Annotated in this window: 32 protein-coding genes; 27 read left to right on the top strand and 5 right to left on the bottom strand. The window is 45.4% G+C overall.

Annotated elements, in window-relative coordinates; all coding sequences use genetic code 11:
* Window positions 1-119 precede the first annotated feature (119 nt).
* The gene (locus VN379_RS04865; RefSeq protein ID WP_325531373.1) at window positions 120-452 is read right to left on the bottom strand and encodes a helix-turn-helix domain-containing protein; all 333 of its coding nucleotides are present in this window, start codon (window positions 450-452) and stop codon (window positions 120-122) included.
* A gap of 152 nt (window positions 453-604) precedes the next feature.
* Here VN379_RS04865 and VN379_RS04860 point away from each other — a divergent pair, with 152 nt between their 5' ends.
* Window positions 605-892 carry a helix-turn-helix transcriptional regulator gene (locus VN379_RS04860; protein ID WP_325531371.1) on the top strand — a complete coding sequence of 96 codons (288 nt, stop codon included), beginning with the start codon at window positions 605-607 and terminating at the stop codon, window positions 890-892.
* A gap of 271 nt (window positions 893-1,163) precedes the next feature.
* Here VN379_RS04860 and VN379_RS04855 read toward each other — a convergent pair whose 3' ends face one another.
* Window positions 1,164-1,370: a hypothetical protein gene (locus VN379_RS04855; protein WP_325531369.1), complete on the bottom strand. Its 207-nt coding sequence runs from the start codon at window positions 1,368-1,370 to the stop codon at window positions 1,164-1,166.
* 592 nt (window positions 1,371-1,962) lie between these two features.
* Here VN379_RS04855 and VN379_RS04850 point away from each other — a divergent pair.
* The 26 genes from VN379_RS04850 (at window position 1,963) to VN379_RS04730 (ending at window position 18,085) form a co-directional block, all read left to right on the top strand.
* Window positions 1,963-2,190 (top strand): hypothetical protein, encoded by a 228-nt coding sequence (locus VN379_RS04850; protein WP_325531367.1) that lies wholly within the window; start codon window positions 1,963-1,965, stop codon window positions 2,188-2,190.
* Between the two features lie 37 nt (window positions 2,191-2,227).
* Entirely contained in the window at window positions 2,228-2,407 is a 180-nt protein-coding gene (locus VN379_RS04845; protein WP_325531365.1) for a hypothetical protein, read from the top strand.
* Window positions 2,408-2,424: 17 nt separating this feature from the next.
* The gene (locus VN379_RS04840) at window positions 2,425-2,739 is read left to right on the top strand and encodes a peptidoglycan-binding protein LysM (protein WP_325531363.1); all 315 of its coding nucleotides are present in this window, start codon (window positions 2,425-2,427) and stop codon (window positions 2,737-2,739) included.
* A gap of 99 nt (window positions 2,740-2,838) precedes the next feature.
* Window positions 2,839-3,315 carry a helix-turn-helix transcriptional regulator gene (locus VN379_RS04835; protein ID WP_325531361.1) on the top strand — a complete coding sequence of 159 codons (477 nt, stop codon included), beginning with the start codon at window positions 2,839-2,841 and terminating at the stop codon, window positions 3,313-3,315.
* 62 nt (window positions 3,316-3,377) lie between these two features.
* Window positions 3,378-3,596 (top strand): hypothetical protein, encoded by a 219-nt coding sequence (locus VN379_RS04830; protein WP_325531359.1) that lies wholly within the window; start codon window positions 3,378-3,380, stop codon window positions 3,594-3,596.
* 228 nt (window positions 3,597-3,824) lie between these two features.
* Window positions 3,825-4,055 carry a hypothetical protein gene (locus tag VN379_RS04825; RefSeq protein WP_325531357.1) on the top strand — a complete coding sequence of 77 codons (231 nt, stop codon included), beginning with the start codon at window positions 3,825-3,827 and terminating at the stop codon, window positions 4,053-4,055.
* On the top strand, window positions 4,056-5,024 hold the full coding sequence (locus VN379_RS04820) for a hypothetical protein (protein WP_325531355.1): 969 nt from the start codon (window positions 4,056-4,058) through the stop codon (window positions 5,022-5,024).
* Window positions 5,021-6,187 carry a metallophosphoesterase family protein gene (locus tag VN379_RS04815; RefSeq protein WP_325531354.1) on the top strand — a complete coding sequence of 389 codons (1,167 nt, stop codon included), beginning with the start codon at window positions 5,021-5,023 and terminating at the stop codon, window positions 6,185-6,187. The genes VN379_RS04820 and VN379_RS04815 overlap by 4 nt, the downstream gene beginning before the upstream one ends.
* Complete coding sequence (locus VN379_RS04810) at window positions 6,187-6,480, top strand: hypothetical protein (protein WP_325531352.1); 294 nt, start codon at window positions 6,187-6,189, stop codon at window positions 6,478-6,480. Before VN379_RS04815 ends, VN379_RS04810 begins: the two co-directional genes overlap by 1 nt.
* Window positions 6,473-6,682 carry a hypothetical protein gene (locus VN379_RS04805; protein ID WP_325531350.1) on the top strand — a complete coding sequence of 70 codons (210 nt, stop codon included), beginning with the start codon at window positions 6,473-6,475 and terminating at the stop codon, window positions 6,680-6,682. Before VN379_RS04810 ends, VN379_RS04805 begins: the two co-directional genes overlap by 8 nt.
* Complete coding sequence (locus tag VN379_RS04800) at window positions 6,675-6,977, top strand: hypothetical protein (protein ID WP_325531348.1); 303 nt, start codon at window positions 6,675-6,677, stop codon at window positions 6,975-6,977. Before VN379_RS04805 ends, VN379_RS04800 begins: the two co-directional genes overlap by 8 nt.
* Window positions 6,974-9,565 carry an SMC family ATPase gene (locus VN379_RS04795; RefSeq protein ID WP_325531346.1) on the top strand — a complete coding sequence of 864 codons (2,592 nt, stop codon included), beginning with the start codon at window positions 6,974-6,976 and terminating at the stop codon, window positions 9,563-9,565. The genes VN379_RS04800 and VN379_RS04795 overlap by 4 nt, the downstream gene beginning before the upstream one ends.
* On the top strand, window positions 9,562-9,861 hold the full coding sequence (locus VN379_RS04790) for a hypothetical protein (protein ID WP_325531344.1): 300 nt from the start codon (window positions 9,562-9,564) through the stop codon (window positions 9,859-9,861). Before VN379_RS04795 ends, VN379_RS04790 begins: the two co-directional genes overlap by 4 nt.
* Window positions 9,773-10,054, top strand: a complete 282-nt coding sequence (locus VN379_RS25085; protein WP_414714959.1) for a DUF6011 domain-containing protein — start codon at window positions 9,773-9,775, stop codon at window positions 10,052-10,054. Before VN379_RS04790 ends, VN379_RS25085 begins: the two co-directional genes overlap by 89 nt.
* 16 nt (window positions 10,055-10,070) lie before the next feature.
* The gene (locus tag VN379_RS04785; RefSeq protein ID WP_325531342.1) at window positions 10,071-10,382 is read left to right on the top strand and encodes a hypothetical protein; all 312 of its coding nucleotides are present in this window, start codon (window positions 10,071-10,073) and stop codon (window positions 10,380-10,382) included.
* 77 nt (window positions 10,383-10,459) lie between these two features.
* The gene (dnaN, locus tag VN379_RS04780) at window positions 10,460-11,590 is read left to right on the top strand and encodes a DNA polymerase III subunit beta (protein ID WP_325531340.1); all 1,131 of its coding nucleotides are present in this window, start codon (window positions 10,460-10,462) and stop codon (window positions 11,588-11,590) included.
* A gap of 9 nt (window positions 11,591-11,599) precedes the next feature.
* The gene (locus VN379_RS04775; protein ID WP_325531338.1) at window positions 11,600-12,010 is read left to right on the top strand and encodes a hypothetical protein; all 411 of its coding nucleotides are present in this window, start codon (window positions 11,600-11,602) and stop codon (window positions 12,008-12,010) included.
* Complete coding sequence (locus tag VN379_RS04770; RefSeq protein WP_325531336.1) at window positions 12,007-13,656, top strand: PcfJ domain-containing protein; 1,650 nt, start codon at window positions 12,007-12,009, stop codon at window positions 13,654-13,656. The genes VN379_RS04775 and VN379_RS04770 overlap by 4 nt, the downstream gene beginning before the upstream one ends.
* 22 nt (window positions 13,657-13,678) lie before the next feature.
* Window positions 13,679-14,716 carry a hypothetical protein gene (locus tag VN379_RS04765; protein WP_325531333.1) on the top strand — a complete coding sequence of 346 codons (1,038 nt, stop codon included), beginning with the start codon at window positions 13,679-13,681 and terminating at the stop codon, window positions 14,714-14,716.
* Entirely contained in the window at window positions 14,716-14,874 is a 159-nt protein-coding gene (locus tag VN379_RS04760; protein ID WP_325531331.1) for a DUF6011 domain-containing protein, read from the top strand. Before VN379_RS04765 ends, VN379_RS04760 begins: the two co-directional genes overlap by 1 nt.
* A 62-nt stretch (window positions 14,875-14,936) precedes the next feature.
* Window positions 14,937-16,007 carry a DUF4373 domain-containing protein gene (locus VN379_RS04755; protein WP_325531329.1) on the top strand — a complete coding sequence of 357 codons (1,071 nt, stop codon included), beginning with the start codon at window positions 14,937-14,939 and terminating at the stop codon, window positions 16,005-16,007.
* Complete coding sequence (locus VN379_RS04750; RefSeq protein WP_325531327.1) at window positions 15,988-16,374, top strand: VRR-NUC domain-containing protein; 387 nt, start codon at window positions 15,988-15,990, stop codon at window positions 16,372-16,374. Before VN379_RS04755 ends, VN379_RS04750 begins: the two co-directional genes overlap by 20 nt.
* A gap of 17 nt (window positions 16,375-16,391) precedes the next feature.
* Window positions 16,392-16,724 (top strand): hypothetical protein, encoded by a 333-nt coding sequence (locus VN379_RS04745; RefSeq protein WP_325531325.1) that lies wholly within the window; start codon window positions 16,392-16,394, stop codon window positions 16,722-16,724.
* Between the two features lie 2 nt (window positions 16,725-16,726).
* Entirely contained in the window at window positions 16,727-17,032 is a 306-nt protein-coding gene (locus VN379_RS04740; protein ID WP_325531324.1) for a hypothetical protein, read from the top strand.
* An 11-nt stretch (window positions 17,033-17,043) separates the two neighbouring features.
* Window positions 17,044-17,325: a hypothetical protein gene (locus VN379_RS04735; protein ID WP_325531322.1), complete on the top strand. Its 282-nt coding sequence runs from the start codon at window positions 17,044-17,046 to the stop codon at window positions 17,323-17,325.
* 94 nt (window positions 17,326-17,419) lie between these two features.
* On the top strand, window positions 17,420-18,085 hold the full coding sequence (locus VN379_RS04730) for a hypothetical protein (protein WP_325531320.1): 666 nt from the start codon (window positions 17,420-17,422) through the stop codon (window positions 18,083-18,085).
* A 41-nt stretch (window positions 18,086-18,126) separates the two neighbouring features.
* On the opposite strand, the gene VN379_RS04725 is transcribed toward VN379_RS04730, so the two are convergent.
* The 3 genes from VN379_RS04725 to VN379_RS04715 all read right to left on the bottom strand — a co-directional run bounded on the left by VN379_RS04725 (window position 18,127) and on the right by VN379_RS04715 (window position 19,652).
* Window positions 18,127-18,255 (bottom strand): hypothetical protein, encoded by a 129-nt coding sequence (locus VN379_RS04725; RefSeq protein ID WP_325531318.1) that lies wholly within the window; start codon window positions 18,253-18,255, stop codon window positions 18,127-18,129.
* A 343-nt stretch (window positions 18,256-18,598) separates the two neighbouring features.
* A complete protein-coding gene (locus tag VN379_RS04720) occupies window positions 18,599-19,051 on the bottom strand; it encodes a CBO0543 family protein (RefSeq protein ID WP_325531316.1) in 453 nt (150 codons plus the stop codon).
* A 76-nt stretch (window positions 19,052-19,127) separates the two neighbouring features.
* Entirely contained in the window at window positions 19,128-19,652 is a 525-nt protein-coding gene (locus VN379_RS04715; protein ID WP_325531314.1) for a hypothetical protein, read from the bottom strand.
* Between the last annotated feature and the right edge of the window lie 49 nt (window positions 19,653-19,701).

The raw sequence follows: 19,701 nt of genomic DNA, 5'->3' as shown, positions 1-19,701 counted from the left end.
TTTTAGAGATGCATTTCAAAATATAAATTATATCAACTTTATAAATGATGCCTTTAACGAAACGACTGACATCGAATTGTTTATAGAGTCACTTGATAATGAGAAAAGAACTCGCTTGTTTACTTCTTTGGTTCATCACCTAGGACCGGAATAATATGTCTGATAAGGAAAGCCTTTTGCTCTTCGGGCGGAAGGCTTTCAAATAGTTTGGTTAACTCCTCCGGACTGATTTCTTTGTTCACTTGTGTATTTTTATTTCTGCCTAAAAGGTCGTCGGTGGTAACACCAAAGAAATCGGCAAGCTTAATTATAGCTTTAGGATCAGGCGTTCTTTCGCCAGCTTCATATTTCCGAATGGAAGAGTCGCTGACCCCTATAATTGCACCAACTTCTTTTTGTCCAATTTCCTTTTTAATACGTAATTCACGCAACCTTTCTGCGAAGGAAGCCATCTCATCACCTCACTACTATTTTGCAACAATACGGACAAAATGTCCAAAATTAAAATCGGACATTTTGTGAAAAAATACGATTGACAACGGACAAAATGTGTTATATTATAAATACAGGGACATAAAGTCCGGTGGCGAGAGGTGGTGAGTATATGAACGAGATATTGATCAAGGCAAGAGAACGGAAGGGAATTACACGTAAAGAGTTAGCGGAAATCCTTAAAATTAGTTTTTCTATGGTGGAAAAGGTGGAAAGAGGGGTCAGGCGAGCATCGCCTGATTTAGCTAAAAAATGGGGTGATGAACTAGGAATAAAGGAATCACAAATTTATCGATATTTTTTTGTCATTAAACCGGACAATATGTGTCAAAGTGACGTTTCTAACAATGATTTAGAGGTAATCGACCAACAAGCAGCCACGCTGCCGAAAACCGGGTAAGGGAGGTGAGGGTTACGTCAGAAGAAATTCAGCCCACCATAACCAAAGAAAATTTGACTGATAAAGAAATATTCTGTATCGCTCGACATTTGAAGCGATATGTTGAAGTTTTAATCCATAGGCATGTAGACTTTTCTGATCCTTGCGAGCTATGCCCTAACAGTCCTGATTGCTCGGGGAGAAATTGGGCATTCGCTTGGGAAACCTTGCATAAAGTCGGTGACATTACGGGTATTCGAATGTCGGCAATGAGGAGTAAAAACCCAAAGTATTAGATGTAAAGTGCACCTTCGTAAATCGGACACTTATTGCCGTTATCATATGGGCAAGCCTCTGATTCATCACAATCAGCACCAATTGGTTTATAGCCGGGTTCGTGTTTGCCTAACGAATAAATAACGGCATATTCGACAGTGATTGAATAGTCCGTGTCTAGGTATGGACAGTATCCATACACTTGTCGTGTAACGGTTGCCATGATTACCTCCATGCCTTGGCGTATAGCGGGCTGAATCTAGATTATTTCTGGGGTAAAAACATATATTCCTGCAAACAAACTAACGTTTCCTCAAATAGCTGTGTTTGCCACCACGTTGCTGGCAATTGTCACACTTACACCTGCCCCTGAGAAAGCAATATCCGTTCTCGGCCACAACGGGACGATCAAAGCAGTCGCAGTAATGTTCAAACTTTATTTCTCCATAGCGCTTTTCGAACTGTTCAACGTGTCTTGATAAAAGTTGTCTTGTTTCTTTATTCATAGATCGACTATTTTTAAACGCAATGTACTCAAGCTTCATTTTTAATTCTGCTTCGATTCGCAGCGGTATGCGCGGCAAGTTAGATGGCATAGTGGTGCCTCCCCGATCCGATAATGAATGCTTTGACTATATCACGCTCATAGAAAGGTGCAAAAGTAGCGCCTAAGTGGTGTCAAGGTAGCGCCACCAAAAGAAATAATATTTCCAGGAAATACCATAAACGAATGTAAGGGGGAGGGGAGGAATTTGGCAGTTACCAGGGCCGTCCCAGGCGATCACCGGCATATACATAGTGCTAGAGGTGATCGTATGGAACCGAAGTACGCAGCCACGTATAAGTTTGGTAAAACCACTGTTCATGTAGTAGCTCCACCTCCAATGTCGGAGGAACAAAAAGAGTTAGTGCTTGATAATTTTCATAAAACTGCCTGGGCTATTTGGAATTCGCTGCCGGTTGAAACACGTCTCAAATTGAATTTGGGCGTTGACTTAACGAAAATTCTTCAGCGGCGGCTTTCGCTGCTCAAAGCCGAGTAATTCGGCTGAAGTAAAACTAGACAAGCGGGGTGATAACATGCGTTGCACAAACTGCGGAAAGGAGCTAACAGCCTGGGACCTTGTGGTCAAGAAGAACAAGCGTCGGCCGGTGTGCCGGGGTGGTTATGACTGCTACAGACGCCAGCACATAGTGATTAACAGCCATATGGTCAAAGTCCGTGAAATTGCCGAGAGATATTATAACTTTGCGGCGTGAGGAGGTAAGTCAAGTTAATGATAACGCGAAGGTACTTTGTGATCGCCGTAATGGCATGGCTCATTATTGTACTAGCTGTCAGTTGCGGTAATGCTGATGAGCCGGTGGCAAAAGGTAAGCTGGTGACTGAGGTGTACATAGTCCAAAGTGGTGACCGGCTTTGGAATATAGCAGCCAATTATATGGATAAGAACACATACGGGCCACGGGAGATACGTGAATTCTATCAAGGAATTATCGAACTAAATTACGATAGCGTGTTTGCCGGACGTAAGCCCGGGCTGGTTCTCCCTGGGGACAGGCTGCAGATTAACTACTGGATAAAAGAATAGCCCTACCGGGAGAGCGGCAGGGCGAAATGGGGTGGGTGAGAGATACAAGGAGACTCCCGATTTACATATTAATTGTCCCATGAAAGGGGGTGAAAGTCGATGCTCGCAGATGCCCGAAGTTTAGCCGGATTGTCCCTGGAATGTGCGGCTGAGTTGACAGATGTGCCAAGAAAGGCCATATCCAGGTATGAGATTAGTCCTGAGGAAGCACCACCAGAAAGAATTTTGAAATTGTCTGATGCCTATCAGAATAAAGAAGTTCTCGAATGGTATTGTACTGATGTTTGCCCGATAGGTAAGGAACAGCACTGCAAAATGGTGGTTAATGGCCTAACAAGTGCTGCCATGACCTTCATAACTGAGCTGGATGATGTCGAGGAGCTTGAAAAGCTACTCATGAGAATTACCTGTGACGGTAAGATTGACCAGTCTGAAGTAGCTGATGTAGAGAAAATCATGTCAGAGATTGATCATGTAGAAAGAGCTATTCACGCACTAAAAGCTAAAGTGGCTAAAGAGTTATCCCGTTTAGAAAAAGAAAAATCGCCTGTGTTGGCGCACAGACGAATCAGTTAAAACAAATTAAATCACTGCCATTGTACCACGCCGGGTAATTGGCAGTCAATGGAGGGGCTGAAATGTATAACCCGATTACGAAAATCCCAAAGCCTCAGCGACTAAAAGCAGGCTATGACTTTGCAGCGAAACAACCTCAATTTAACAGATTCAGTATTGAAACCCTTGAGTATGCGGTTGTAGCCTACCAGCAGCTTATGTTTATTAAAAAGGATTTGTATTATTTGGGCATGGCCCATTATGTGCGCGATTTACTGATAGCAAAGAAGGTGGCGGCATGAATAACATAAAAACCGTAACGGATTGCCCGGTGTGCTCATCTTCTGGTCGGATAATTAACCAACGGCGGCGATTGTTGTTCTGCAAGTGCCCAAAATGCGGATATGAATGGAACACAATTAAAGTAGGCAAGGCCGTATGAGCAAAATAGAGTTTATCTGCACTGTCTGCGGCAAGCGGTTACTGCTGCAGTCGGACGTATATAAGAAGGCATATGAAGGGCATGACAAGTGCCTGGATTGTCGAGGGAAGGGGAAAACAGCATGATTGGTAAAACTGAGCTTGATTTTTCGGAAGCGAAGAAACTTGAGCAACTGTTTAAGCGGGTTGGTAAAAACGTAGTCCTTACGATCACCGCCGACTCTCATACATTCGATTTAGTACTGCATCAGGATGACTTTGATAACTTTATCGAAGGTGGGCAGCCTTTGGTAAGTAAGAAACTGGGAGGGGTGGCGTAGATGTCAGAAATAGCGGTGTTGCATGGTCAAGGGGCCAGTGGCGGTGCCTTGGTGGATATGAATAGCAGCATGGGTGCCGGTGAGATGGCAGTCCGTTTGGCTGATATGGAAGCAAAGCTTGAGTTGGTTCAAAATTTTTTCAAAAGGGTTATGCGAAAAGATGAAGATTACGGAATCATCCCTGGAACGGACAAGCCTTCTCTGCTCAAACCGGGAGCAGAGAAATTATGTGAACTATATGGTTTTGCTCCGATTATTAAAGAAAAAGAAGAGACTCGTGATCTGAAAACTGGATACTACCATGTTAGGATAACCATTCAGCTTATTCATCGGGCAACAGGCACTATCATTGCAGAAGGTGTTGGGGAAGCAAGTAGTTACGAAAGTAAATACCGGTACCGCTGGGTTTATGAAAGTGACTTACCTAAGGGAATAGATAAAGATTCACTTGTTTGTAAAACATTCGAAAGCAGAAAGACTGGTAAAGATTATAAAAAATACAGGCTGGAGAATCCTGATCTAATTGACCAATGGAATACTGTTCTTAAAATGGGTAAAAAACGTGCTTTAGTTGACGCAACGCTTACAGCTACCAGGACTTCAGGCATATTCACTCAATCCGAGGACGAAATGGATGCATGGATTGAGGGTGAAACTGATGAAAAAGAAAAGTTTGATAAAAAGCGTAGTACTCCTCAGGCTACTGACGAAAAAGCCTCATTTGAGCCTCCTCCTGGTGATGCCAATAAGATATCCCAGAGTCAATACGGTAAAATCATGGGCGATGCCAAACGCAAAGGACTTGATGAAGACGGTATTAAGTCAATCATCCTGTACGTAAAGAAAAAGCCTGTTAACGAATTGAGCAAGGCTGAAGCCAGCGCGGTAATTAAGTTTATCGCTGACACGGATGAGGAAGGGCTGCAAGACTTGATCATGCAGGCGGCGTTGCCTGGTGCTGCGTCATGAAGATAGCACATATAGCTGATATTCACTGGGGCCTGGGGTATCCAGGCCCAACTCCTACAGCTCGGTTTGATGACATATGCCGGGTAATGGATTGGGTGGCTGACCGGATCATTGCCGAGCGGTGCCACATGGTCATTGTTGCCGGGGATATGTTCAGGAAGGCTGACATTGCGTTGGACAAGGCCAGCAAGGAGATTCGGGCCTGCACAGCCTGGTTGCGTAAGATAACCGGTGCTGGGATCGAGGTCGTTATTATATCAGGTACACCCAGCCATGACCCCATTAGTGCCTATGAGCTGCTTAAAGATTATCAGTTGCCGCTGGTAAGTATTGATACAGAGCGGACGGCTACTGAACTTGCTGGCAATATTGGGTTAGTACTCTTGCCAGGTATGGACCGCTCAAGCTTTGCTGCAAAAGAAGAATATCGCGGATTACCGGCTCATGTTATGCACCAAATGATGACTGATGATATCACTGAATTTTGTCAGCGTGAACGGGATGGTTTTGGGGATTGGCCTAAGATATTGGTAAGCCATTTAACTTATGACCTAGCTGATACTGGCTTTGAAGACGTACTGATGCAGCAGGAGGCTATTCTAACAACCGAAGCGGTGCAGGGATATGACCTGGTTTGCCTGGGGCATATCCACCGGCCACAGCAGAACGGTAATGTGTTTTATAGCGGCTCCCCTGAGCGTCTCAGTTTCAACGATGAGAAAGTAAATGCTGGTTTCTGGATTCATGATTGGGATGGACAAAAGTTTACTTCCCACTTTATTGATACACCAGCGCGGAAGTATGAATCCATTCAGTTGTTCGATAACGCAATTGCCGATTTTGTGAACGGAAATACCAATTTGGAAGACGTTTTTGGCAAAATTGAAAACGCTATCGTGCGAATTAGATACACCTGCAGTGAAGACCTTAATAAAGCACTGAACCGTAAAACCTTGGAAAAAGCTTTGTACGATGCCGGTGCTTTTTTTGTAACCGAAATTAAGGGGGATATCGCCCGGAATGACCGGGCCCGGGACGAGGAAGTCACAGAAGCCCTTGGACCGGTTGAGGCGGTACGGAAGTGGGCAGCCAACCAGGAATTTGACCCGGCAGAGATAAATGAGCTGGCGGCCATGACGGCACAGCTGATGGAGGTGGCGTGATGAAAATCATTAAAGGGACCCGCAAAGGCAAGACGATTGAAATTCAGGAAGTGCCTGCATCTTCAATGATGCTGCTACCTCCTAGACCGGATGTATGCCAGGAATGCGCCAGGGAGCATCCTCCTGAATTGCCCCACGACAAGCAGTCTTTGTATTACCAGGTTAAATTTAAAATGGAGCATGGCCGCGGTGCCACTTGGGCTGATGCTATGGCGCATTGTACAGATGAAGTCAAATCAACTTGGACAGAGGCATTGAAATCACATGGGGTGGAGGTAGAAAGTAATGCCTAGAAAACCAAAAATCAAACACGTTGACTGGCCGATCGGAACTAAGGTCCGTATGGTCAATTGCTATGAAGCTAAAGAGCATGCAGATAAAATTTGGATTACCAGAAGTGAGCCGTGGGAAATGTGCGGCAGCCAAGTTGTCTTGTTAAAAGGTAAATCGGGTGGGTTCGACACTGGTTGCCTGGAGGTGGTCAAGGATGCTTAATAAAGCCGAAAACGGAATGAAGAAGATTGCTCAATTAACTTCAGATCAATTTATGACATTAAAAGAATCTAAGCGTTTAGAGAAATTATTGAAAAAGCATGTAGGTTTAGCAGATCAAACCGGATATGCATTAGGCGATACGGCAGTCACAATTCCTAATCCGGAATTGTATGGGATATATCGTAATGAGTGGAACGGCAAAATGTTTTATTATCTCGTTGTAAGTGTCATGGGACCGGAACTAGCTTTTGCGTGGAGCTTATATCCTATTTTAAAAGTGGGTGACACGCTATGAAACCTCTACGAATTGAGATCCACAACCTCGGCGCCATATCCTACGCTAACATTGACCTGACCAATATCTCTATTGCGGCGATCTGCGGGGTAAACGGTGCCGGCAAGAGTACCGCCTTTACGGTAGCGCCCCGATTTGCGCTATATGGTGCAACAAAGCCCGGTACCAGTATCGACGATATGATTCGCACCGGTGCAACGGAGGCGGCTGTAAACTTCTACTTCGAGCACCAAGGCGGTGTGTACCGTGTAATCCGTACCCGGAGTAAAAAGGGAAAGGGTAAGTCAACGCTGGAGCTGCAGAAGTTTAAAACATCAACTGTTTTTGAAGGTCCAGACATCTGGGAGCCCCTTTCCGGCGCGAGTATCCCGGAAACCCAGAAAAAAATTATTGACCTATTAGGCCTTGATGATGAAACGTTCGTCGCCTCCAGCATGATTCTCCAGGGCGATGCCGGCAACTTCACTAAACGGCCAGCTGGCCAGCGCAAAGCTATTCTGTCTCAGGTGCTGCAGTTGGACCAATATGAAACTTTACGAGAAAAGGCCAAGAATAAATGTGACTCGATTAACTTATCCCTTAATGGTATAAAAGCCAGGATTGCAGACATTGATACCCGCTTGATGGAAAAGCCCGACCTTGAGACTGAGAAACTTGCTGCTGAGATTAAACTGGTCAAGACCGAGACCGAGATTAAAACACTCGAGGGAAATGTCCAGACGTTACAGGTTGAATACAGCACCCTGGTCGCCAAGATTCAACAGGCCAGCGAATATGACCGTCAGGCAAAAGAAAAGTGGTCTGATATCGGCATCAAGACATCTGAGCGTGATCGGCAGCAAGTTCGTTTGGATAATGCTCAAAAGCTCTTGGACATGGAAACTGATATTCTGACCAAAGTGACTGATTATGAAACTACCAAAGATACCGTTACTACCCTTCGGGTAAAGCGGGATCAACAGACCACCCTTAAGACCGAAGCGGACAGGCTGAAGATGGAGCAATCCACTGTAGAAACTGGGCTTACCAAAGTCATTACTGATATTAATCGGATTTCTGGACAGATAACTGACCGGCCCCGCCTGGAAGCTTCGAAAGTAGACTATGATACTGACGTTACTCGCCTGGCCGAGTGCCAAAAGGAACATGAAGAGGATAAGCGGTTGCTTAGTACCGTTAAGGATTGCGCAGATCAACTGTTGCGGGCCGAAGACAGATATTTAAGCCATAAGCAGATTTATGATCAAAAGATTGAGTCATTGGAAGCCAAGACGGCCATGCTGACAGATGCTAATTGTGTTGATATGGACCGGGCACAGTGCAAGTTCCTAGCGGATGCTATCCAGGCCAAAGGTGAGTTGGTGACGACCCGGGAGCAATATGGTGTGTGGAAGGTTAGGTCTGATCAAGAGATTATTGACCTGCAGACTGCAGTGACGACTGCCAAAACTAAGCGGACAGAGTACCGGACAGCTGCCAATATCAATCCTCTCGAACCCCATGAGTTACAGGACAAGATTAATCAATTGAAACCGGACGTTGACCTGCTAGCGAAGTTGGCAGGCATAGAGCCGCTGCTGGAGAACCTCAAGGTGCAACGTACTGACTCTGAGACCCGGCAAGCTGATATTAATGTCCGTCTTGAAAATATGCGTAACCAGTATCGGGAACTGTCGGATGGACTGAAAGAATTACCGACTCTGGAAATGAAGCTCATGGAGTTGGAACCCTGGCTTAAATCTAAGGAGCAACTGCCGGCAGCAAAAGAAATCGCTAATACGGCGCGGGAGACTATTGACCGGCTAAAAGGTGAGATCGATGACTTATCCATTCAGGCCGTCAATCTGGAAGCCGAATATAAAGCCCTTCTGGGTGACTCAGAATTGTTAAAGTTAAGCGCCGAGAATCGGCTGAAAGAAGCCCGGGACAAGCTCAAACTGTGCAGGGATGAGCACCTGACCCTTACCAGTCAGTTAGGTGGTTTTAGAGCTAAATTAGTTCTGATCGAGCAGGATGAACAGAACCGGAGGATACTGGCGGACGAAATGGAGCCATTGGTCAAGGAATTAGTCCGGTGGCAGACGCTGGTTAAGGCATTTGGCAAGGATGGTATTCCGGCCTTGATCATCGAAAATGCGGTACCGGAACTGGAGCGAATCGCAAACGATATCCTTGGACAGATGTCCGGTGAAAAAAATCATCTTCGATTTGAAACACAAAAAGAGCTCAAGAGTGGCAAAGGCATGACTGAGACTTTGGATATCATTGTCGGTGATTGGGCCGGTGAGCGGATTTATGAAACTTTTAGCGGCGGCGAACAGCTGCGAATTGACTTTGCGATTCGGTTTGCTCTGGCTGAGTTATTGGCAAGGCGAGCTGGCGCCCGGGTGGACTGGTTGACGATTGACGAAGGGTTTGGTAGTCAGTCCGATGAGTACTTGCCCATGGTGATTGATGCCGTAAAAAGTGTTGCTAACCGGTTCGGGATTGTGCTGGTAATCAGCCATGTCAAGGCTGTACAAGAAGCGTTTGAGCAGAAGATATATTTCCGGCCCCTAGATGAGTCGGTGGAGGTGCAAGTTGCGTGATAGAGAACTGGTACGCTTTTGCACTCGCCCTCATGAGTCCTCGATTTGTGACAGTGGAAACCTCATTCGAACATCTTGCCCAGGGAAGCCACCCCGGCCATAGGCAGTTCAATGTGCTGACCGATTCTGATATTCAGGACATGACCAATATGCGCAATGGCGGTATGACCTGGAAAGCAATAGGTTTAGTATACGGACTAAGCATGGATGCCGCCAGACGAAGAATCCTGCGCTTTGCAGAATCCCGTGAGAGGTTTATGTGTGATGAAATGCAAACGCTGCAGACGGGTACTTAAGGACCCAATTTCTATTGAAAGGGAGTATGGTCCGGTGTGCTGGGCTGCGAGTCAAACTCAAAGCCCAGCACCGACCCGGCCAGTGTCTTTGCAACTGGAACTGGAGTTTGAGCCGCCAAGGCGACTCTTTACTCCGGGGTTAAGCCTAACAGAGCAGTATAAGATCGTGAAGCGGCTACTTGACATTAAATAATGGGGAGGAATTTATAGTGTTTACAGGGGTACTGAAAGATGATTGTACGGAAGATCAAATTATGTCAGCTAAGAAAACGGTGCAGGTTATCACAGAAGTGAACGGACATCGGTATGTATCGGAGTTCGACGGTACCGGTGTTGTAGCTCTTACACATAAAACCGATGGGATTGGCTGCTGCGTAGAAGGAAGCACCCTTTGTGATAGCCATGCAATGACGCATTTTATTGATACTTTATTTAAACAGTTGTCGGTTGATAATCGAATGGTTTTATTGCTTAAGTTGAGTTTTGAGTTAGGAAATCGCGGAGGGAAGAAAAATGACTGACGCTCCTAAGTTTTGCCCAGACTGCGGGGAAGTGCATCCGGATATAACTATGAATCTATTTAAGGAGGCGGATCTTGATGGAAATTCGGTTCAACAGCAAGGATCTGGAGAAAGCGGTCCAAGCAGTGAACAAGATAATCTCCGGCCGGCTTCCTAATCCGACGCTTTCAGGGATCCTGATTGTTGCTAATGATGGCAAGGTTCAGTTTACTGCTACCAACTATGAGACCACGATCCGGTACACTGTAGAGGCAGATATCAGAGATCCAGGAAGGGTGCTGGTATCGGGCAAACTGTTCCATGAATTAATTAAGAGGATGCCAGGGAAAGAGATTGCCGTATCGACTAATAACAAGAAGAATATGTTATCTGTGCTCAGTGGGCGTGCTGTCTATGACATATTGACTATGAACGTGTTCGAATATCCGGAATTTGATATTAAAGATGTGCAAAACCCTGTTTATATCAAGGCATCAATGCTGCATGAAATACAGCGCAAAGTAGCCTTTGCGGCGATGGAGACAGAACTAACCTCCCCCGTATTCTCAGGGGTGTATTTACACCTTAAAGATGGCTTAATGTCAGCCATCGCCTCAGATAAAAAAAGGTTAGCCCGTTTAACATTTGCTCTGGAAGGGGAGGGGGAAGTCATTCTTCCCCCTAAGTCCCTCGCAGAGATTACCTCCCTTGTTGATGGGGAAGATGATATCACCGCTTTTTGGGATAAAGGAAAAGTTATATTCCTTACTGATAGTATCCGTTATGAGTCTCGCATAATCACCGGTACTTTCCCGGACGTAGAAAGAGTTATACCGAAGAACCCGATTGTTACGGTTACGATGGAGCGAACGGAGCTACTCCAGGCCATTGAACGGTTATCACTTATCGGGCTAGAACGTCAAAAAGACTTCACTCTTAATAATGTTTATATAACAATGGAGAGCGACCTGATATACATCAAATCAAACAAGGCGGACAAGGGTGCAGCGAGAGAAGAAATTCAAGCAATTATTGTTGGTGAGCCCGTTGAAATATGCTTTCATGGAACCCAGATCATTGATTGCTTAAAAGCGCTTGATAATGACAAGGTAGTCTTGTCTATGACCGGTCCACGAGCGGCTTCAACGATTGTTGGGGAGGCTGACGACAGCTATATATATGTCATTAGCCCTATAAGTACAGGGCAGGCCCAGGCCGCGGCGAGTTAGGTGTGTGAAATGAAATATAACGAGCTCTCACAAATTAAAAGCTTTATTGACCATCAAACCCAGGCCTGGGACCAGATTAATAAGCTGGTTAAGCATGTTCAGTCACTGGTTGCAGCAAATCCGGATGTAAAGCTTCCTAGCGAGGAAAAGATGGGAGCGTTGTCTGAAATGGAACGCATTGAGAGGGGCGCATGTGAAGCCATCAAATCCCTGATTAGCAGCTGCGAGCCTGCGCTAAAAGCCGAACACGAAGCAACTAGTAAGGCGGCAGCTGAAAAACGTAGAGCCGAGGCTAAAACGGTGCAAGCAACCAAGGCTGCGACACCTGCAGCTGCTCCGAAAAAACCAGATCAGGCCAAGAAACCAGTAGACCCAGGCTTCATTGATCTATTTGCCGATGTGGAGGTGGAAGCATCATGATTATTGCTGAGTTAGAAGTACCTTTGATGTTTAGCGTATATGCTAACCCGCTCGGGCGAACTGAGGGCATGTATAATTGCGTCCAGTATCTCTGCATTAAGTGCGATCAGATGTTTACAGCCGCTTGGGGTCGGGCAAGTAGCATTGGATATGGAGAAAGGGGCAGTCACTTTCACTGCCCCCACTGCGGTACTCATTATGATCGGAATATTGTTTATGGAAAGACTAATGCACCACTGCCCTACAAAATGCAGCTGACTGTGAAAGAGTACCAGAATACAGTAGACTTGGAAGTTCGGTATGATGCGTATATTTTTGCTGATCAATTCGATATACGCTCCATACGTCGTAAGGAAACATTCCGGTTTGATGTTAAAAACCAGCGGAATACATTTACTCGGACCACGCCGAAAAAGGGCAGTAAAGAGCCTGAAATAGAGTTTGAGTTCGGATTGCCGACTGACTTGAGTGTTTTAAGGGAAAGCATTTTAAGCTTTTTCTTTGCTGGATGCCTGGCGAATGATAAAATGCGTAGTCATATGAGTCAATTGCTAAAGACCTTGCGTCATGCAGTCAAGTCAAAAATTGAGAAGCGTCTAGGGCATGATGTTAGTTCGTTGCATGTTTCGGCCGGGCAAAACTGGGGTGCCTTTCTTTTACCACTTATGAATATTGGCTATCGGAATGTTTACCCTGATGCACCGAACTTGCCGGATTTTTATCGTGACAATGACAACCAGATAAAAAGCAGGCTAGAGAATTACCTGCTCGATAAACTTCCTAACGATTGGAGTCAGGAAGTAGCGGAAGAGGCCAGAGCCGGTACTGATACCATCACGGCGATTATCCGGGCTACTAAGTTGCCCAACAAAGCCCTGGTTAGAGATGAACTTAATAAAGATATTTTTGAGTGCGGCAGACTGGCAGCTGCATTTAAGGTTTGTAAAAACTATGACTTGGCTATTCGATTGTACCTTGGGGTAAAGGCTTTGATGCGAGATAGTTATACTGGCCGTCACACAGAGTCCTATTTCGAGATTGTTATAAAATTTGCCAGGAAGATGGTATCTGTCTATGGTGAGGACGGCGTAGTACGCATGGTAGAAAACGGTGAAAAAATAAATATTACCGACTGCAAACGCTTATATGATCTCTTAAATAGAGAGAACAAAGCAGCATTGACAGACGAAAAACCCCGCGGTCGAGATCTTCACGATTGGTTGAGTAAAAAACATCAGGGGCAGCTGCATCCGAATGTCAAACTGGAGGTTCCCGAGCATATTGTCCGCCGTATGGCAATGCAACGGGAAAAGTTAAGCTTTTTCTTGCCTAAAGAATCCATGGAACTGCTGGATGCAGGGCGATCACTCCATAATTGCGTTGCTTCCTATGGTAACGCAGTTAGAAAAGGAGATAGCTGGGTTGTCCTGGTTGCCGATGATAACGGGAAGCTGGCGGCTTGCCTGGAAGTGCGGAAAGACCAGCTGGTTCAAGCCAAGTTGGATAAGAATAGACCAGTATCAGATAACCCCGAGCTTAATAAAGCGGTCATGGAGTGGGCTAGTATCGCACATTTAAAAATCAAGACCAAGGATGTTAAGGTTCAAGTAGATGCGGAACAAATGCCAAGCTTGGCTGTAGGGTAATCATGGATGAGAGGCGATGTAATTGACACCTCAAGAATTTCTACAGAAGATGAGCCTGCCTTATGAAGCAAAGGTCAATCACGCCTATAACATGGCTTGGGAGTTTTACAACCGGTTAAATGGAGAGGTATTTTGCAGTGTTGGTGGTTTAGATAGCCTTACCCTGCTAATCTTCCTGCGAAAAAATGTGTCTAGTAGTATTCCCGGTGTTAGCGTATCGTGCCTGGAGGATAAGAGCATTAGTGCAATACACCGGACCTTTGACAACTTTGTATTTTTAAAGCCTCTAAAGAACAAGGCGCAGGTTATTCGCGATCATGGTTATCCCGTGCTATCAAAAGAAAAGGCCGGTAAAATTCAGATGTTGCAAAACCCTACCCCAGAGAACGCTACTGTACGTCATGCAATTATGACGGGAGAAACTGGGGAATATGGCGGTTTTAAGACTAAAGAAACCGGCAGTAGAATGCAACTGCCAATGAAATGGCTTTGGAAATTTGGCGGCCCCGAGAATGAGAGGTATGGCACTAAATACAAAACCGCACCATTTGAAGTGTCACCGGACTGCTGCTATTGGATGAAAGAAAAGCCCTGTGATGACTATGCCAAAGCAACAGGTAGAAAGCCATATATGGGCCTGATGGCATCAGAAGGCGGTCAGCGGCGAATGGCACTATTTCACCACGGTTGCAACTATTACGGCAAAACAGTTACCAGATCTGCACCTTTCGCAATCTTCAGTCGGCAGGATCTGCTGCAGCTGGCTCTGGATCTTAATGTGCCAGTACCCAAAATATACGGGGAAATCAAACGCAAAGATGATGGTGGTCTTTATACTACCAGGGCCCAGCGGACCGGCTGCAATATGTGCGGGTTCGGCATCCATTTTGAGCAGCGGCCACACCGGTTTGATCGGCTCAGAGAGGACAACTATCGCGAATGGTATTTCTGGATGTACACCATGGGATGGGGTAAGGTGCTAGATTATATTGGGGTTCGATGGGAAGACGAATATGTCGTGTATGTGCAGGATGATTTATTTGAGATGGAGGCGGTATAATGTTGAACTCAACAGTGGAAGCGTCCCAATGCGAGCGCTGCGGTCGTAAACTGAGATCCAAGCAGGCTATGGAGGACGGCATGGGCCGAGTGTGTAAAGGTAAAGCCGCAGCCGAGAGAGCTCTAAAACAGGCTCAAGTAGATAAACAAGCATCTTAACATGTTGGTGGGAGAGGCGGTCAGCTGTGGCCGTCTCTTGTGGGAGGGGTGAGTGGAAAGGCATGGCAAGGCCAAATAAAGAAGGGCTTGACTATTTTTCTTTAGATACAGATATTACAGGCGATGACAAAATTAAATTGATTAAAGCAAAACACGGTCTCACTGGTTTTGCCATCGTGATACTATTACTGACAAAAATCTATAGAGAGGGATATTTTTATCACTGGTCAGAGGATGAACAATACCTATTTACTGATGAGGCTCGTGTAGACATTAACACCTTAACAACAATAGTTAATGATTGCATAAACCGGGGTTTTTTCAATCAAGAACTATACAACAAATACGGCATTCTTACGTCACGCGGTATTCAGAAAAGGTATTTACAGGGATGTGCCAGGCGTAGAAAGCTAGTTTTGATTCGTGAATACTTCATTGCGGATGACCACTTAGAGGTAGCTTTTGAGAATAAGAAGATTATCGTAACCTTTAAGTCTATTAATGTTAGCAATAACCCATTAAATGTAGACTTAGTGTTAACAGAAATACCACAAATAGAAATAGAAATAGAAAAAGAAAAAGAAAGAGAAATAGAAAGTAAAGAAAAAAATATATGCGTACGCGAAAGTGAGTCTGTGGATAACTTTTCCCCTGATGACCTCTTGGAAGGGATTGCGCTATCGGAAGGTAGTGTGCATGTCGTACCGGATATGGACGTACATGGAGAAGTTGCAGCAGCTGTTGATCGTGACCCGGAGTTTGTGCGGTTCTGGAATGTGTATCCTAAGCGTGGGAATGAGTCTATCGCGATTGCGGCATGGAATACCCTATTGGCTCAAGGGGTGGACGCTAAGCACCTCATCCTGGCAGCCGGTAAATATGCTACAAAGGTAAGGCTGGATAAACCGGAAGATAAGTTTATAAAACATGCTCATAACTTTTTACTACAAGGTGCTTACAAGGAATATCTGCCCTTACAGGTTACTCACTGCCCTAACTGCAGGGAATATCACCGGTGCAAGGGGCAGGAGTGGTATTGGGTTGACGTCGATGACGGGCGCGGTGGAGTTAAGCAGGAAACGGTTGTGTGCCCTCATAAGGCCGGGGTGCTAAATGCGAATATCGGAACGTGAATTTGCTCAGCTGTCGGCTGGCAAGAAAGCGGCCAAGCCTAAGGCGCCAAAAGAGACTGATACCCAGAACACGATAAGGGAATATCTTCGCTGGCACGGTTGGTATGTTATCCGGCATCAGCAGAGCCTTGGCAGTCTCAAAGGTCTTAGCGATCTGACTGCGATTAAAGATGGGTGGACCGTGTACATAGAGGTCAAGACGCTTACTGGCAGGTTATCTGAGGACCAGGAGAAGTTTAGGGACAATGTTATAGTCCACGGTGGAACCTATGTAGTGGCCAGGCGCGTGGAAGATGTGCAATTTCTGTGCGGGGTACCGGTAAGGGAGCTACAGGCCAGATGGATGGGCAGGGTTGTCGGGGAATGAGTTGGGAGGGATAAGACATGCATACTGAAGATGAAATAGAAAAAATGAACACTAATGAATCTGAGAATAGTATTGCGAAAAAAGAGCGCTTTGCCGAGATGATGAAAAGCATGGATACTGCTGGCAAGGCGACATTTAAGCGCGACAAGTCAACTTACTATGGGATTATTGAAATTAATGGGAAAATGGCCTGCGAGCAATGCAAAACACTTGAACCGGTGTGTTCTACTGTGATGCATGCAGATGGTGCCAAAAGCTACAGATGGACATCTAAATGCAATAACTGCGGCAATTACATCACAGTGGAAACGCCGCGTTCTAAGCAAGACCAAAAATATTGGGAGGGATGATCATGGAACATTGCGGTGTACCGATTCGGTGCATGAAGCCGATAGCGGAGTTTATAAAGGATCAGGAATCTTATTTCACTACCCAGCATGGGGAGGTGGTGACCCGTAAGGCCAATGCTGCCGATATCGCCCGGATTGAGGCCGAGATTGCGGCAAAAGGACAGAGGGTAACGATAGACATATGTGGGGAGCTTGACCTGAACAGAAAGCCTGAAATACCGGATATGCCGTTTGAGGAGATCACCCGGAAGCCGCGGCGGTTGGAGCCGCAGTATAACCGGGTGGAGTTAGCAATAAAAGCTGGATAGGGGGATTAATCATGAATAATACTGAGCATTTACTGGTTTGCCTGGCAGAAGAGTGTGCCGAGATTCAGCAGGCAGTTACCAAAGCCCTGAGGTTTGGGTTACAGGATGGCTATAAAGAGACCACGCCGGCGCAGGATATTGCCCGAGAGTGCTGCGACCTGATCGCGGTAATTGAGTTGCTGGAAGAGGTAGGCATTATCGAAAAGACAGGCACTATTCAAGCTATCGAGCAGAAAAAGGCCCGGGTGAGGCACTACATGGAGTACGCCAGGGAGCATGGGACATTGGAGTAAGATTACATAACGTGAAACAGACTAAGTTAAATATTGTTAAGGCTTCCCAGGCATATGCGGGGGAACCGACACAAATAATGGGGGAGATATTGACATGGAGATAACCGTAAAAGTAAGTAGGACTAATATAGGCCTGGCGGCCGTATCGGAAACTGGCGGGGCTATAGGTAAAACTAAAGGATTTGCACGGATCATCTGCCGGGAAGACGGCAGCAAGAAGATGGCCATTTATATTCCACGGCCGGAAGAATTTGAGACCAGCGGCCACGCCGTACTTATTCTAAAACCACGCGATTGCATCATCCAGGTCGAGCGGAGCCGGTCAACGTCTTATCTGATAACCGTTGCCCAATTCACCGGCGAGATTGACCAGGATGAAAACGCCATATTTACGGTCCGGTACATCAAGACCGGTAAACGCTGGGACATTCAGCCACCGGATCATCTGTTAGCAGCCATCGATGCGGCAGTGGCAAAGAGCAGCCAAGAGGACGTTCAAGAAGCGGTTTGGTATGAGCGGAAGCAGCCACCGGCAATAGGAGCTCCGGTATCCTTAGCGGCTATTAGAAACCAGGCCCAGGCACCAGTTCCAGCATACGCTCATGAGTATGTTCCGGGGTTTGTGGCTATTGATTCAGTTCGACAGACTGCAGCAGATGAGATATCGGTTTGCCTGACCAACGGAGTGCAGCTCTGCGTGTATATTAAGGCTTGCGACCCGAGCAATTACAAGCCTGGCAATACCGGGACGGAGGGGTAAGGGTGATATACCGACACAACAAAAAAAATAGGCCAAATGGCCTATTTGGATCTTCTAGCTTTTTCAATGTCACGTTTTACTCTTTTATCGTCTTGTGGTGTATCCGCTGGGCCTCGTCTAAATGCGATATCGCGAGATAATTTACTGCCACTAAAAACGGTTTCTCCCATGTAATTCACCTCCTGACTTAGTATTTCCGAGGTAAACATTTTTAAGAGCAGGAAATTGCTAAGCGAATTAACCAGATATAACCAATCAAACAAACAAAGGGGAGGGTTGCGGGACTAATTAAAGCGCTTACCGACATAAATGAAGAAAGCGCAGATATAGGGGCTAGAGAATGCGCCAGGGATGCCCTGAATAAGTACAGGGGAGGGGCCAAATAGCTGAATCTTACACAGACAAAAGACGAAGAACGGCAGTTAGTTACCGTTCTTCATTGAGAGAATAAAATTTGCAACACCTTTGTTACATAATACGCGACCATAAGTAAAGTGTGCCAATGGGAGGACGCTAAACAGACAATTTCCTAAGTTCAAACACCTTATGAAACTTATACAACATCCAGTATATTATCCAATCAGCAATGTATGAGTACTCCATACGCCACCCGGAGTCATATGTCATATATCCCATGTGAACATGAACCCACTCGATAGCGATCGCGAATGCCGTCCATAAAAACCAATACATGAGCATGCGGACTACGCTAGGATTCTTTGGTAGCCATTGTATAAACAAATATGAAACAACGATGTATACCCCCATATTATCAAATAGGTTAGGGACAACAGAATCTGGTGGATGGTATTTCCACAAGGGATAGTGAAAAGAAAATATGTCAGCAAATCCATCTAAAAAACCTGCAAAGATACCCACAGCGAACAACTCACGCCAACGACTTTTATCGGCAAATATTAACCATAAAATCCAAAAAAGAACAAAACGAATGTAATAAAACTCCATGGGTTTATCTCCCATCTATGGTGAAATGGCCCACAAGGAGAGAGTCGAAATTTCCTTGAGAAGGGGGCTAGATTAACTACTGATTATCTGGTTTATCGACCAAATCTTCATTTAGTGGCTTGCTGGCAGCCGGTTGTACGCTCGGAGTGGTTTTTAATACTGCCTCACCTTCTTGCCACATCTGATATCCATAGATAAGAACGGCAAGTAAAGTAGTAACAACTAATATTTGAAAATATGATATGTAAGCATCCCAGACAGCACGCTGGATAAACCAATCTATTAGGAAAAAAATCAAAATGTAATCTAGTACGATGTTGGTAACAAGATATAGCCAAAAGCGTCTATACGTGTACTTGAAAATCCAAATAGTAGCGATTAGGTAAGGACCGTAAATAAATATAGGTATATTGATAAGAGGAAATGAAGATTCTTTGACTGCCCACCACTGTAAAGAAATACCCATCTCAAAAATAAAGGCGAAAGCAAGCGAACAGAACAATGCAACTGGCATATAACGTCTCATTTCTTCCTTTTTTAGAAAGAGAGTGGATGCCCATGCTAATACAACACTTGACCATAGCAAAGTTTGATTGCTCAAAGTTTATCAACTCCATAATCATATTGATATAAGTGTTGCTGTATTAGTG

The sequence above is a fragment of the Sporomusa sp. genome, assembly GCF_035561255.1.
Taxonomy (GTDB): domain Bacteria; phylum Bacillota; class Negativicutes; order Sporomusales; family Sporomusaceae; genus Sporomusa.
Note: the sequence above shows the minus strand (reverse complement) of the source record. Positions and strands in the feature narration are given on the sequence as shown.

Coding starts and splice junctions, on each gene's coding strand:
- VN379_RS04865 (WP_325531373.1), bottom strand. CDS start 452: ATGGCTTCCTTCGCAGAAAGGTTGCGTGAATTACGTATTAAAAAGGAA.
- VN379_RS04860 (WP_325531371.1), top strand. CDS start 605: ATGAACGAGATATTGATCAAGGCAAGAGAACGGAAGGGAATTACACGT.
- VN379_RS04855 (WP_325531369.1), bottom strand. CDS start 1,370: ATGGCAACCGTTACACGACAAGTGTATGGATACTGTCCATACCTAGAC.
- VN379_RS04850 (WP_325531367.1), top strand. CDS start 1,963: ATGGAACCGAAGTACGCAGCCACGTATAAGTTTGGTAAAACCACTGTT.
- VN379_RS04845 (WP_325531365.1), top strand. CDS start 2,228: ATGCGTTGCACAAACTGCGGAAAGGAGCTAACAGCCTGGGACCTTGTG.
- VN379_RS04840 (WP_325531363.1), top strand. CDS start 2,425: ATGATAACGCGAAGGTACTTTGTGATCGCCGTAATGGCATGGCTCATT.
- VN379_RS04835 (WP_325531361.1), top strand. CDS start 2,839: ATGCTCGCAGATGCCCGAAGTTTAGCCGGATTGTCCCTGGAATGTGCG.
- VN379_RS04830 (WP_325531359.1), top strand. CDS start 3,378: ATGTATAACCCGATTACGAAAATCCCAAAGCCTCAGCGACTAAAAGCA.
- VN379_RS04820 (WP_325531355.1), top strand. CDS start 4,056: ATGTCAGAAATAGCGGTGTTGCATGGTCAAGGGGCCAGTGGCGGTGCC.
- VN379_RS04815 (WP_325531354.1), top strand. CDS start 5,021: ATGAAGATAGCACATATAGCTGATATTCACTGGGGCCTGGGGTATCCA.
- VN379_RS04810 (WP_325531352.1), top strand. CDS start 6,187: ATGAAAATCATTAAAGGGACCCGCAAAGGCAAGACGATTGAAATTCAG.
- VN379_RS04805 (WP_325531350.1), top strand. CDS start 6,473: ATGCCTAGAAAACCAAAAATCAAACACGTTGACTGGCCGATCGGAACT.
- VN379_RS04800 (WP_325531348.1), top strand. CDS start 6,675: ATGCTTAATAAAGCCGAAAACGGAATGAAGAAGATTGCTCAATTAACT.
- VN379_RS04795 (WP_325531346.1), top strand. CDS start 6,974: ATGAAACCTCTACGAATTGAGATCCACAACCTCGGCGCCATATCCTAC.
- VN379_RS25085 (WP_414714959.1), top strand. CDS start 9,773: ATGCCGCCAGACGAAGAATCCTGCGCTTTGCAGAATCCCGTGAGAGGT.
- dnaN (WP_325531340.1), top strand. CDS start 10,460: ATGGAAATTCGGTTCAACAGCAAGGATCTGGAGAAAGCGGTCCAAGCA.
- VN379_RS04775 (WP_325531338.1), top strand. CDS start 11,600: ATGAAATATAACGAGCTCTCACAAATTAAAAGCTTTATTGACCATCAA.
- VN379_RS04770 (WP_325531336.1), top strand. CDS start 12,007: ATGATTATTGCTGAGTTAGAAGTACCTTTGATGTTTAGCGTATATGCT.
- VN379_RS04760 (WP_325531331.1), top strand. CDS start 14,716: ATGTTGAACTCAACAGTGGAAGCGTCCCAATGCGAGCGCTGCGGTCGT.
- VN379_RS04755 (WP_325531329.1), top strand. CDS start 14,937: ATGGCAAGGCCAAATAAAGAAGGGCTTGACTATTTTTCTTTAGATACA.
- VN379_RS04750 (WP_325531327.1), top strand. CDS start 15,988: ATGCGAATATCGGAACGTGAATTTGCTCAGCTGTCGGCTGGCAAGAAA.
- VN379_RS04745 (WP_325531325.1), top strand. CDS start 16,392: ATGCATACTGAAGATGAAATAGAAAAAATGAACACTAATGAATCTGAG.
- VN379_RS04740 (WP_325531324.1), top strand. CDS start 16,727: ATGGAACATTGCGGTGTACCGATTCGGTGCATGAAGCCGATAGCGGAG.
- VN379_RS04735 (WP_325531322.1), top strand. CDS start 17,044: ATGAATAATACTGAGCATTTACTGGTTTGCCTGGCAGAAGAGTGTGCC.
- VN379_RS04730 (WP_325531320.1), top strand. CDS start 17,420: ATGGAGATAACCGTAAAAGTAAGTAGGACTAATATAGGCCTGGCGGCC.
- VN379_RS04725 (WP_325531318.1), bottom strand. CDS start 18,255: ATGGGAGAAACCGTTTTTAGTGGCAGTAAATTATCTCGCGATATCGCA.
- VN379_RS04720 (WP_325531316.1), bottom strand. CDS start 19,051: ATGGAGTTTTATTACATTCGTTTTGTTCTTTTTTGGATTTTATGGTTA.